This window comes from Paenibacillus sp. FSL W8-0187, assembly GCF_037969755.1.
Classification (GTDB): domain Bacteria; phylum Bacillota; class Bacilli; order Paenibacillales; family Paenibacillaceae; genus Paenibacillus_AQ.
This window is the reverse complement of record NZ_CP150206.1, coordinates 2750984-2764574: the sequence shown is the minus strand read 5'-3', so window position 1 is coordinate 2764574 and position 13591 is coordinate 2750984. Positions and strand designations below refer to the sequence as shown.

General features: G+C 48.4%; 9 protein-coding genes. All 9 read right to left on the bottom strand.

What is annotated here, in order from left to right:
- Positions 1-312: 312 nt before the first annotated feature.
- Positions 313-2772, bottom strand: coding sequence for a DNA gyrase subunit A (gene gyrA / locus MKY48_RS12385; RefSeq protein WP_339293009.1), 2460 nt, complete (start codon positions 2770-2772; stop codon positions 313-315).
- 11 nt (positions 2773-2783) lie between these two features.
- Positions 2784-4763: a DNA topoisomerase IV subunit B gene (gene parE / locus MKY48_RS12380; RefSeq protein ID WP_076321036.1), complete on the bottom strand. Its 1980-nt coding sequence runs from the start codon at positions 4761-4763 to the stop codon at positions 2784-2786.
- A 115-nt stretch (positions 4764-4878) separates the two neighbouring features.
- Positions 4879-5868, bottom strand: a complete 990-nt coding sequence (locus MKY48_RS12375; RefSeq protein WP_339293008.1) for an ABC transporter permease — start codon at positions 5866-5868, stop codon at positions 4879-4881.
- Positions 5861-6829: an ABC transporter ATP-binding protein gene (locus MKY48_RS12370; protein ID WP_339293007.1), complete on the bottom strand. Its 969-nt coding sequence runs from the start codon at positions 6827-6829 to the stop codon at positions 5861-5863. Before MKY48_RS12370 ends, MKY48_RS12375 begins: the two co-directional genes overlap by 8 nt.
- Before the next feature lie 36 nt (positions 6830-6865).
- Positions 6866-7717, bottom strand: coding sequence for a GDSL-type esterase/lipase family protein (locus MKY48_RS12365; RefSeq protein ID WP_339293006.1), 852 nt, complete (start codon positions 7715-7717; stop codon positions 6866-6868).
- Between the two features lie 149 nt (positions 7718-7866).
- Positions 7867-8625, bottom strand: a complete 759-nt coding sequence (locus tag MKY48_RS12360) for a CAP domain-containing protein (protein ID WP_339293005.1) — start codon at positions 8623-8625, stop codon at positions 7867-7869.
- 274 nt (positions 8626-8899) lie between these two features.
- Positions 8900-9361: a GNAT family N-acetyltransferase gene (locus tag MKY48_RS12355; protein ID WP_053493894.1), complete on the bottom strand. Its 462-nt coding sequence runs from the start codon at positions 9359-9361 to the stop codon at positions 8900-8902.
- Positions 9362-9502: 141 nt separating this feature from the next.
- Positions 9503-11368: an ABC transporter ATP-binding protein gene (locus tag MKY48_RS12350; protein WP_339272239.1), complete on the bottom strand. Its 1866-nt coding sequence runs from the start codon at positions 11366-11368 to the stop codon at positions 9503-9505.
- Complete coding sequence (locus MKY48_RS12345; protein WP_076321030.1) at positions 11365-13143, bottom strand: ABC transporter ATP-binding protein; 1779 nt, start codon at positions 13141-13143, stop codon at positions 11365-11367. The genes MKY48_RS12350 and MKY48_RS12345 overlap by 4 nt, the downstream gene beginning before the upstream one ends.
- Positions 13144-13591: the final 448 nt, after the last annotated feature.

Here is a 13591-nt window from a genome sequence, read left to right as displayed (position 1 = left end):
ATGATTCCATAATAGTTTATAGGATTAACTTTTCGCGGGGAACCTCCTAATATCCTTCTTTTTTCGTTAAAAAATATAATTTCCAACCAACCGACAAAACCCGCCAGCCCTTATATGACGGCGTTTTTCAAGGTTCACCTCACTTCGACATGGACGGACATATGTCAAATAGTATAAATAACAGTTCAAATATTACGCAAACACAAAATATAGCAAAAGCACCTCGACAAATATCATCGAAGGTGCTTTTTGCCCATCTATCTTACAACAAACTTGAAACTACCTAAACGAAGGATGTTCATTCATTCTTGTTTAACTTTCTTTGCTTAACTCCGCATGCGGAAGACTTACCACATCGACAATCTGTCCTTGCTTGCCAACATCGGCAAGCAGCTTGCCTATCGATTTACGCTCCGCGATCGGAACTTTCTCCGTCTGAATCAGATAAGCTTGCCCGTCTTCGCTGTACGCCATAATCTGCAGCGGTTCACGGCAATAGAAAGCACCGACAATGGCGCTGCCGTTAGGCTTCACCCGCTTGCCTTCCTTAAACTCAAACGTAGCCATTCCTTTTCCGCCGCGGCTTTGCGTCTGGTAATCCAACACCAAGCTGCGCTTACCATAGCCAAGATCCGTGATGGTTAAAATTTCACCCTCATCGTTCTCCACCCATAACGCTGCAACGACTTCGTCCCCGTCACGGAGTTGGATTCCCCGGACCCCGCCGGATACGCGTCCCATGGCGTTGACTTCCTGCTCATTAAACCGGATGCTCATCCCTTCTTTCGAGATCAGCACAATATCTTTATTGCTATCACTCACGACGACCTGGATAATGCTGTCTTCCGCAGCAACCTTGGCTGCCGCAACAGCCCCGGCCCGCTTGGTGACATACTCCTTGAGTTCTGTGCGCTTCACCTGACCTTTGCGGCTGACAAACACAAGGGATTTGCCCTCTTCTTCAAAGTTCGACACCGGAATGACCGATACGATGTGATCCTCTTTCGGCACCTGAATCACGTTCACGATGGCCGTACCGGCATCTTTCCATTTGTATTCCGGAATCTGGTGAACCGGTAATAAGAAATACTGTCCACGGCTCGTGAATATGAGCAGATTCTCCAGAGTATTGACTTCAAACAGTCGGGTGATGTAATCCCCTTCCTTAACGCCTGAGCTTTCCAGCTCACCGCCGCTTCGGGTGAAGGATAACATGCTGGTACGCTTGATATAGCCTTCATTAGACAGAGTTACGAGCACGTCCTCGGCGTTAACCAGCACTTCCAGATTAACCTTGATCTCTTCCACTTCTTCCTGAATGACCGAACGCCGGTCGATGCCATACTTCTCGCGAATTTCAAGCAGCTCTTTGCGAATGACGGCAATCAGTTTCTTATCGCTGTCCAGTATCGCACGCAAGCCCTCGATTTTCTTCGTCAACTCGTCCAGCTCTTTTTGCAGCGAATGAATTTCAAGGTTCGTAAGGCGGTATAATTGCAAAGTCAATATGGAATCGGCTTGTCGCTCCGTGAAACCAAACATCCATTGCAGATTGTTCTGGGCATCCTGGCGATTCTTGGACGCTTTGATCGCCGCAATGACCTCATCCAGTATATTTAATGCCTTCACCAGGCCTTCCAATACATGCGCCCGATCCTCTGCTTTCTCCAGCTCGTACTGAGTCCGGTGCGTGACGACTTCACGCTGATGCTCGATATAGGCGGATAACATGTCTTTAAGCCCCAGTTGTTGAGGGGTTTTATTCACGATCGCAACCATATTGAAGTTGTACGTAACTTGCAGATCGGTCTTCTTGAACAAATAAGCAAGAATCCCGTTTGCGTCGGCATCCTTCTTCAGCTCAACGACGATGCGAAGTCCTTCCCTTCCGCTCTCATCGCGAACCTCGGCGATGCCCTCGACCTTTTTCTCCAGTCGTATGTTCTCCATAGCGGTAACAAGCCGGGACTTAACAACCTGGTAAGGAATTTCCGTGATGACAATCTGCTGCTTGCCGCCGCGAAGCGATTCAATATCCGTCTTCGACCGCAGATAAACGCGGCCTTTGCCTGTCCGATAGGCATCCAAAATGCCTTCGCCGCCCATAATGATTCCACTGGTCGGGAAGTCCGGACCTTTGATAAAGGTCATAATCTCGGCCAGCTCAATCTCCGGCTTCTGCATGACAGCAATACAAGCATCGATCACTTCCCGCAGATTGTGAGGCGGGATTTCAGTCGCGAAGCCTGCGGAAATCCCGCTAGCTCCGTTCACTAGCAGGTTTGGGTACCGTGAAGGCAGCACAACTGGTTCCTTAGCCGTGTTATCAAAATTATCCTTAAACAGCACGGTCCGCTTCTCGATATCCCGAAGCAGCTCCATGGCAATCCGCGACAATCTGGCCTCGGTATAACGCATCGCTGCTGCAGGATCATCGTCCTGGGAGCCCCAGTTTCCGTGACCATCTACAAGCACATGCCCCATCTTCCAAGGCTGAGCCATCCGAACCATACCTTCATAAATCGAAGAATCCCCGTGCGGATGGTAATTACCCATGACATCCCCGACCGTTTTCGCCGATTTACGATATGGTTTATCCGGTGTGTTACCCGAATCGTACATGGCATAAAGAATCCGGCGCTGAACGGGCTTCAGGCCGTCACGGACGTCCGGGATCGCCCGGTCCTGAATAATATACTTGGAATACCGGCCAAATCGGTCACCTACGACCTCTTCCAGATAAGCCGGTAAAAATTGCTCCGATAAACTCATTCCTTCACCTTCTATTCCTCAAACTCCGCGAAGTTGACATTTTCTACAATCCACCGCTTGCGAGGGTCTACTTTATCCCCCATCAGCGTAGACACACGACGCTCCGCTTTGGCAGCATCATCGATTTGTACCTGCAGCAATGTCCGTGTTTCCGGGTTCATCGTCGTTTCCCATAATTGCTCCGGGTTCATCTCGCCCAATCCTTTGTAACGCTGAAGTTCATAGTTCTTGAATTCCTTCAAGTAATTAGCCAGCTGCCCTTCTGTCCAAGCATACCGTACCGTCTCCAGCTTTCCGGACTTGCTTGCGATTTTATATAGTGGAGGCTGCGCAAGATAGACGCGGCCTTCATCAATCAGCGGTTTCATGTACCTGTAGAAGAACGTAAGCAGCAGCACCTGAATGTGAGCGCCATCCGTATCCGCATCGGTCATGATGATAATTTTCGAATAATTGCTGTCCCCGGCGGTGAACTCCGTACCGATTCCTGCTCCGATCGCCGCTACAATTGCACGGTATTCATCATTCTTCAGGATGTCGGCCAGCTTCGATTTTTCCGGATTCATCGGTTTCCCTTTAAGAGGCAGTATAGCCTGGATTTTCGAATCCCGTCCCTGCTTCGCAGAGCCGCCAGCGGAGTCCCCTTCAACAATAAACAATTCGGTTCTCGTAAAATCCTTGGACTGTGCCGGCGTCAGCTTGCCGCCCAGATTGGAGCTTTCGCTGCGCTTCTTGCCGGTGCGCATCTCATCTCTTGCTTTACGGGCCGCTTCACGCGCTTTGGAGGCCTGAATGGCCTTCTTTAACAGCGTTTGTGCGATCTGCGGATTCTCCTCGAGGAAGATTTGCATCTTCTCCGTGACAATGCTGTCAACCGCACTGCGCGCAGAGGCGCTTCCCAGCTGGTCCTTGGTCTGGCCGACAAATTCGACCTCAGCCATCTTAACGCTGATGACAGTCATCATGCCTTCCCGAAGATCATTCCCCTCCAGGTTCTTGTCCTTTTCCTTCAAAAGATTGTTCTTGCGGGCATAATCATTCATGACACGGGTATACGCTGTCTTAAAACCCGTCTCATGCGTACCGCCCCCGCGCGTCGGGATGGAGTTAACGAATGAAGCCAACGTTTCGGTATAGCCTGCATTATATTGAAGGGCGATTTCAACTTCGATATCATCCTTCTCCGCATAAAAATGGATCACATCATGCAGCACATCCTTGCCTTCATTCAAGAACTGCACGAACTGGCTTGCGCCGCCTTCATAGAAAAACTCTTCCCCGTTGCCGCTGCGCTCGTCTTTCAATACAATACGAAGTCCGGAGTTCAGGAAGGCAATTTCCTGTAAGCGCTCTGCAAGCGTGTCGTAGTTCAGGTGCGTTCCCGTGGTAAACACGCGTGCATCCGGTTTAAACGTAATCTTCGTCCCGGTTTTGTTCGTATTACCAAGCACTTCAAGGCCCGTTACCGGTTCCCCGACATGCTCTTTTCCTTTTTTGTCCTTCCAGTATTCAAACCGTTGGCGGTGAATTTTACCATCACGGTAAATTTCCACCTCCAGCCACTCGGACAGCGCATTGGTCACAGATGCGCCAACGCCGTGAAGACCGCCGGACTTCTTATATCCGGAACCGCCGAATTTACCGCCGGCATGCAAAATCGTAAATACAACCTGCGGGGTGGGGATGCCTGTCTTGTGCATTCCGGTTGGAATACCTCGTCCGTTATCGTATACCGTCGCGGACCCGTCTTTATGCAATGTAATTTCAATTCTCGAGCAGTACTTGGCCAAATGCTCGTCTACGGCGTTGTCCACAATTTCCCATACCAGATGATGCAAGCCTGACGAGCTTGTGCTCCCTATGTACATGCCTGGCCGTTTGCGCACCGCAACGAGGCCTTCGAGCACTTGAATGTCGTCAGCATCGTATCCTGAACGGTTGTTACCGCCGTTCTTCGATGACTCTGCAAACATATCGATCTGTTCGACCATTCATGCTCCTCCTTCAATTTCACGTATCTAGTGTATTTCTATTTCTACATTTCAATATTTTAGAAGAACGCTGTTCTCTAAAAAATGCAAACAAATGTTTCATGCTTTGTCCATTTTAATTCAAGATATCCCTTCTCGTAAAGACACTGAATGAAACAATAACCGCACAAATTGCCCAGAGGGCCAATACCACAAGGGAAAAATTCAAAGTCATCCCCTCAATTGGCGGCAAATTGCCGGCTAAATAATTGGTCAAATTCAGGTTTACCATGAACAAATATTTCGCGCTGCTCCACGCCGATGCCATATTCGTCAGAATATTTCCGGCAATTAATGCGGCCATCATAATCACAATGCTCGCCGCTGTACTTCGAACCAGCACGGACACCATAAAGGCCAGCATACCGACACATACGCCGACAAACCACACCAATCCGCCCTGCATCAGCAAATACTTCCACTGAGGAACAGCATGAACGCCAGACATATCCACATCAGAACCAACAATTTGGAATCCCGTGAATACCGGTATGTCAAACCCCTTGTATCCGAAGGCAAGACCGGAGATCAGATAGGCTATGACAAAGGTGGAAACGACAATAAGAGACGTAAACATGATCAAGGCGATCAGTTTACTCAGCAGCACCTTCCATCGCTTCACAGGCCTTGTCAGCAGCATCTTGATGGTACCGGTCGTCCGTTCGCCGGAAACGATATCCGAAGCGATGGCCATAATGAGCAGCGGGATAAACAGAGATATCGCATTATTCAAAAATTCACGTGTGAACGTAACCCCGTTTGGTTGATTAGGATTCACATCATGCTGCAAATAATACTGCATTTGCTGAATAAAGATTTGCCTGTATCGTTTCCATTCATCCGGTACCCTGTCACTGCTAAGTGAATTCTCATTATCCGTGATTCGCTGCTGAAGCTCAAGCCGCCAGTCACTGTTGAACTTGTCCCGGCTTCGTTCAGCCGACTTCATCTGGGCATAGGTAAACATGGGAACCAGAACAAGAAGAACGAGCAAGACAACATAGAACCGCTTTCGTTTGATAATTTTGATACACTCGTTCTTGATCAGGGGCAACAGGTTACTCAATGCTCTCACCCTCCGTCATCTGCAGGAACAGCTGCTCCAGCGTAGGATTGATCCGATGAACCTCCCGGACCTGTACTCCTGCGGCTACCAGCCGTTCCACAGCTCTAGACGTGTATGTAGCGCTCATACGAGTTACAATAGCGTCCGAAGACATGCCTGCAAGCAAATTATCGTCGAGCACCTCCTCAGGGCGGTCGACAATTTGGCAATAATCCAGCTTTTGCAATATACGTTTCCCTTGCGCGGCAGGATTTAGATCCCAGATAACATGATCACTGCTGCCGGCAATCAACTCTTCGACCTCGCCAACCGCAAGCACTCTTCCGCTGCTGATGATCGCCACGCGATGGCATAGCAGCTGAATTTCGCTCAGTAGATGGCTGGAGACAAAAACAGCCAGCCCTTCTTTGGCCAATTGGTGTATGAACTGTCGCATCTCTTTGATCCCTTTCGGATCAAGACCGTTCGTCGGCTCGTCCAGAATGAGCAGCCTCGGTCTGCCGAGCAGGGCCTGGGCTATCCCGAGCCGCTGCCGCATGCCCAGTGAATATGTGCTCACCTTGTCATGAATTCTTCGATCCAATCTCACCGTATCCACAACTTCCTGTATTCGCTGCTGGTCAATGCCGGGCTGCATTCGTGCAAAATGCTCAAGATTTTCCCATCCCGTCATATACGAATACATTTCCGGATTCTCCACGATGGACCCAATATAACGCAGCGCCTGCTCCTGCTGGCGATTCACATCATAACCGCAGACCTCGATCCTGCCAGAGGACGGTTTAATCAGGTCCACAAGCATGCGGATTGTAGTCGTCTTTCCTGCCCCATTCGGCCCCAGGAACCCGAAAATTTCGCCTGCGCGCACGTCGAACGACACATCATGTATAATCCATTTTCGACCGATTTTCTTTTTTACATGCTGGACAGATAGTACGATTTCTTGAGCTTGTTCATTCATCGAGTTCCAACTCCCCATATGACATCCTCATCATGCCTACAGCATACCCTCTACAATTCGATCCGCTATCGCCTGATATCCTGCCCCGTTCGGATGAAAATGGTCCGAGGACAGATACTCGCCCAGCTTGTGCTGAAACAGATCGAACGTGGGGACCAATGTCATATTGGGATCCCGGTTCACGATCTCCATGACCGCATGATTCCATGCAGAGACCACAATATTGCCGGGTATCAACAAGTCTTCCAAATCGGAAAAAGGATGATACAGACCGATATAAACGATTCGCGCATCCGGATTAATGAGGCGAATTTTCTCCAGAATCGCCTGCAGGCGTTCAGATGCCTCCGGCAATGCAGCCATCAGCTTAGCAGGTTCGAGCTCCAATTCACCGGAATCCGCCGCCCCTTCCATCAGCCCGCTACCTTGAAAGATATCATTGCCTCCAATCGAAAGCATAATGACATTGGCTTGCTTCAAGGCATACTGTATCCCCTTGTCGTCGAGCTTGGGAAGGAGTCCTTCGGTAGTCATTCCGTTTATGGCCAGATTCGCTAGCAGGCTCGCTGTTCGTCCATCGCCATTTAATTGATCCACGCTTCGGCGGACAAAACCGCTCCCGGTATTGTCCCCCGTTCCCTTGGCCAGTGAATCTCCAATCGCAGTTACCTTTAAATCATTCGGCAAAACCGATTGTAACGGAGCGCTCTCCGGCTTCTCCGGCGCTGTCTTTTCTTTGGACGACTCGGATCCCCCACCAGTCAGCAAGGGCTGTCCTTGCGGATCATTAATATCCTTAAACGCATACACAAAACCAAGGATAAGCACAATCGTTACTATAACCGACACGGAGGCAGTGATTCGCCATATCCATGCAGATGATTTCATGACATTCCCCCTACAAAATTCCTCATGTACATTACCTTAAGACTTCTATAAAAAATTTGCAAATCAAAACACGCAAAGAAGACTGCCCCGGACGCAGTCTTTCGATGCGTGACCGGGGCAGCCCTTTTCATTTGAAACAAGATAAGTGCTTATTCACTGATGAATTCTTGAACCCAATATCCGTTGTAATATCCAACGCCGATTTTGGTGAAGTTCGGAGACAGAATATTTTCACGGTGACCCTGGCTATTCATCCAGGAGTTCATGACTTCCTGTGGTGTACGTTGCCCTTTAGCAATATTCTCACCGGCATAGCCGTATGAAATACCGTACGCTTTCATCATATCAAACGGAGAACCATGCGTCGGCGAAGTGTGGCTGAAATAATTGTTATCACTCATATCCTTCGCTTTATCCAGCGCCACGGTTGTCAACTTAGCATGGACCGTTAGCGGCTTCAGACCTGCATTCGCACGTTCTTTGTTCACCAATGTGACAACTTCGGAAGCAAAATTCGATTTCTCCGTTGTACCCGCAGATTCGGAAGGCTGGGACGGAGTTTTAGATGGAGTGCTGGTCTCAGGCTTACTTGTTTCCGGTTTGCTGGTTTCAGGTTTAGTAGTTTCTGGTTTAGTCGTTTCTGGTTTAGTCGTTTCTGGCTTGCTGGTTTGCGGAGTCTCAACAGGTTTGTCTGCCTGAGGTTTTTCGGTTTGCGGCTGCTGAACCACCCATTTAAACTGTGATTCCAAGCCTTGGCTCTCCAGGAATTCCTGGATCTTTTGTTGCCAGTTTACATAATTATTGCTCTCGGCAGGTGCAGCAGACGCCGTCGTTGGCAGCATGATACCGACAGCCAGTACAGCAGCGATGCTGCCGCCTGCGATTTTCTTTATCCAATGGTTGTTCATGAATGCTCATCTCCTATGCTCATAGTTGTGAGTTTGCTTGACCGCCCGTTCTAAGATGAATTTCTAGGGTGCTGGACGATCAAACAATAGTTACATTTTTGTAATCTCGTACGAACACATTGTAACACATTTGATATCTTCGGCCATCCTGCAATTGTTGGAAAAGCGTCCTTGAATTCCTACCTACTTATATAAAAGAGCCCCAATCGGCTTTCAGGCCAAACAAGAAAAAACCCACCCCAAAAAATGGGATGGGTTAATGAAAAGACCAAGACTACAGCTTTTTACTAAACTGGTATCCAGCCTTTTCAAATCCAATATGCTCATAAAATGCATGTGCGGGAGCAAGTTCTTCCCGGTTGCCGCTTGTGAGAAACAAGAGGTGGCTACCATGCTGTCTTCCCCATGTCTCTGCACCGCGAATCAATCTTTTGCCAATCCCTTGGCCGCGGCAGCTTGAGGTTACAATAACCGAAGTAATTTGAGTGACCGGTTCGGTCATAGTGAAGGATTTGACTTGACGAAGCATGATCATACCTACAACAACACCATCAACCTCAGCAATCAGATTGCCGTATAATGGATTGTCGTTCATGGCTTCCATCCGTTCCCGCATGACATTCAGCGTGGTCGGATAATTCAGTTCGCGCATCAAGGATGTGACAGCTTCCAAATCATTCTTCTCAAAGTTTCGAATCAGCAGTGCAGGCGCAGATAATACGCTTTCGATGCTCATTATACCCTCATGCTTCCCTTCTTCTATGAATTCTGAGTAAACTCTACTTCTATTTTGTAAGTTTATGAAGAAGATTGCAAGTATCAAGCGACATTTTTTTTACATTTGTGTCGGTTTTGTTAAACCTTTGTTAAGCCGTTTTTACAAAAATCGGTATTGTGCTTCAATCAGCCCATGGTACGTACCCTGCTTCTGCATAAGCTGGCTGTGATTTCCTTCTTCGATAATCTTGCCATGATCCAACACGACGATATGATCGGCATGGCGGATCGTTGACAAACGATGGGCTACGATGAAGGAGGTTCGGCCCTTAAGCAGCACTTTAAGAGCTTCCTGAATTTTCAACTCCGTCTCGGTATCGATACTCGCCGTTGCTTCATCCAGAATCAGAATCCGCGGATCGGCAAGGAGCGCTCTGGCAAAGGACAACAGCTGCCGCTGGCCCATGGACAACATATTCCCGCGTTCCTCAACCTCCGTATCGTAACCGCCCGGCATCTGGACAATAAATTCATGTGCGCCGACCGCCTTGGCTACATCCTCAATCTCCTCATTAGTCGCATCCAGACGGCCAAACCGGATATTATCCCGAATCGTGCCCGAGAATATGAAGGTATCCTGCAGCACGATGCCAATCTGATTTCGAAGACTTTCAACCGTTACCGATTGGATATCGTATCCGTCGATGGTTAATTTACCTTCGGTAATATCATAGAATCGGCTGAGCAGATTAATGATGGTGCTCTTGCCCGATCCGGTATGACCGACCAGCGCAATTGACTGACCTGCCTTCACGTCCAGATTGATGCCTTTGAGAGCCTGGCGTCCTTTTTCATATTCAAACACCACATTCTCCAGCTTGATGTCCCCTTTAATCGTCGGCAATTTCTTCGCCCCAGGCTGATCATCAATGCTCGGCTTCTCGTCAATAAATTCAAAAATACGTTCAGAGGAAGCCATGGCGACAAGCAATTGGTTATACATTTGGCCAAGCCGATTGATCGGCTCCCAGAAGTTCCCTACATATTGGGTAAAGGCAATTAACAGACCGATGGTAAGTTCGCCTTGTTGGATCAACACGGCACCAAGCCAGAACAAGATCAGTGAACCAAAACCACCGGTAATTTCGATAAGAGGCCCAAACCCTTGGTTCATGGCAGACGCCTTATCCCAGGACTTTTTGCTGTCCAAATTCATGTTGTCAAAGAACTTCATATTCTCTTCTTCTTGGGTGTAAGCTTGGGTCACGCGGATCCCCTGAATCGATTCATTCAAGTGGGAGTTAATCCGCGAGTTCCGAATCCGTACATCCTGCCATGCACGCCGGATGCGTACACGGAGTTTGGTCGAGATGAAGAACATAATCGGTACCGTGACAATAACAGCAAGACCGAGCTTCCAGTTTATTAATAGAAGAATGACCACAATACCTACTAACTGCACACAGTCGATGATCAGGTTGACAACCCCATTAGTAAACAAATCCTGCAGGGAGTTAACATCATTCGTAACCCGGACCAGCACAGATCCAGCCGGACGCTTGTCGAAGAAATTAAAGGACAGGCGCTGGATGTGCTGGAACAGATCCGCTCGCAGGTCATAAATGACCCGCTGACCGATGATATTCGTAAACTTGATACGGAATATCCCGGCAACCCATTGAATGATATACATCGCCAGAACCGCGATTGTAATCTGATACAACAAGGTCAGACTTGGATTCCCACTCTTCGGTTCGATAGCCCGGTCAATGGCCAAACTGGTCAAGAACGGAATGGCCAGCTTCGTAATGGTACCGATGACCATCATAAGCCCGATCAAAGGAAGAATCTGTTTCGCGTATGGTTTCATATACGAGATCAGACGTGTCAGCTGCATCCAGTTAAACGGTTTCTCAATTGCATCGTCGTCCTTGTATACAAAACGTTCATTGGTTTCTTCCGAGGGCTTCCGCGGCCTCGGAATCTTTTGCTTCTGATGCGGTTCAGTATTTACATTGGCGTTCATGCTTGCACCTGCCCTTGCGTACCTCCTGCTTGAGCTTGCTTCGCAATAAGGTCCGCATATTGTATTTTGTATACATCCTGGTAAGGCCCCGGCACCGCAATCAAATCGTTATGCTTGCCGCGCTGCACGACTTTTCCTTCATCCAGAACGAGAATTTCATCCGCATGACGCAAGGAAGAGATCCGGTGAGCGATAATAAAAGTCGTTCTGCCGTTCATGACTTCCTGGAAGCCGGACTGAATTTCATGCTCGGTTTCCATATCCACTGCACTGGTGGCATCATCCAGGATCAGGATTTTCGGATCTTTCAGAAGGGCACGTGCAATCGCAATCCGCTGCTTCTGTCCGCCAGAGAGTCCCATCCCCCGTTCACCGACAATGGTATCGTAACCATCCTTCATTTCCATAATAAACTCATGGGCTTTGGCCAGCTTGGCAACACGGATGATTTCTTCCATGCTAACGTCCTTCATGCCGTAAGAAATATTGTTGCGGATACTGGACGAGAACAAGAAGGTCTCCTGGAAGACGGTGGCAATCTGACTGCGCAGACTCCGGATCTTAATATCATTAATGTTCATGCCGTCTAGTTTGATGCTGCCCTGATTCACATTATAGGCATGCATCAAGAGTTGAATAATGGTCGACTTACCGGACCCCGTTCCCCCAAGCAAACCGATCACGGAGCCGGGACGAGCATCCAGATTAATATCTTTGACTGCTGCCATCTTGTTACCGTAAGCAAAGGTGACATTATCAAATACGACATGGCCCTTCACCTCGTTTGGCACCAAATCTACCGCACGCTCACGGTCTTCAACATCAATCGGCTGATTCAGCAGCTCCAGCACCCGTTCACCCGATGCCTTGGACTGCGTGTAGTTATTAATGTGAAACCCGATCCCCCAAAGCGGGCCGATTATGTACCAGATCAAAGTAAAGAAAGCTGCCAGTTCCCCTACCGTCATGGAGCCTTGGATAACCATCCCTCCGCCGATGGCAAGCAAAATGACGACACTGATATTCGCAAAGAGCTCCATCATCGGGAAGTACCGTGCCCATAGTGAAGAGGCAAAAATCTGGTTGGTTTTGTAACGCTCATTCCGTTCAGAGAATTTCTCCACTTCGTGCGGCTCGCGAGCAAAAGACTTAACGGTACGAACACCCGTAATATTCTCCTGAACCGCGGTCGTCAGCGAGCTTAGTGCCAGACGCATTTCCTGGAAAGCCGGATGGATCTTGGATTCGAATTTTAGAGCTGCCACAACCAAAAATGGCATCGCTACCAAAGTTACCAGCGTCAATTGCCAGCTGATGGTAAACATCATGATGGAACCGAAAGTCACCATCAGTACCAGATTGAGCAGCTGAGCGAAACCGAAGCCGATAAACATTCGGATGGCTTCCAAATCGCCTGTCAGCCGTGACATCAAATCCCCGGTCCGAGCCGTGTCATAGTAACGGAACGATAGAAATTGCAATTTTTCATAGCAGGCGTTTCGCAACGCGTAAGCCAGGTAGTTACCCAGCCTCCCCCCAAAAAATCCGTGCAAAAACTGCATGAAAGCTTTAAGGATGACCACACCCAGCACAGTGAGCGCCAGCTGCGGTACGATGCCGTAATTCTCCAGCTTGATTGCATCGTCAATCAGCACTTTCAACAGCTGCGGATAGACAAGTCCTAAAGCGGTTGCAATCGCCAGACACAGCATGGAAAGAAAAAGATAACTTCGTTTCTCCCAAAAGAAGCCCTGCAGTTGCCTGAGAACATTCATGTTTATCCTCCTTTGGATTATTTTCGTTCAGGTTATGTAGCATTTATGAAGTTTATCATCGAGCTGAACCCGCGGCAAAGAGGGAAAACCGTCATAAATGAGCCAAAAGGACCTAAAGGGGGCAAATAGTAGAACTTATCTTTGTTTCATAATGAAATCATCGGGAATTCTCATTAATACTAGGGGATATAATCACATTGTCAGTCCCTTCAACCATCAGGCTTCATCCACTCTATTCGACTTTTTTGAACATGCTTACAAAAGGGTAATATCCTAAGCTGATTTCATCCTAGTCACGAACGTTGTAGCGGATTAAAATACGTCATACCATCCTCTTGACCTTCATTAGCCCGGATAAGCATAGGAAAAAAGGCGCCCCGCCATGATGGCATAGGGAACGCCTTTGGATTGAGGAGTGTATGATTGGAGTTCACCTGCATAAAATCGT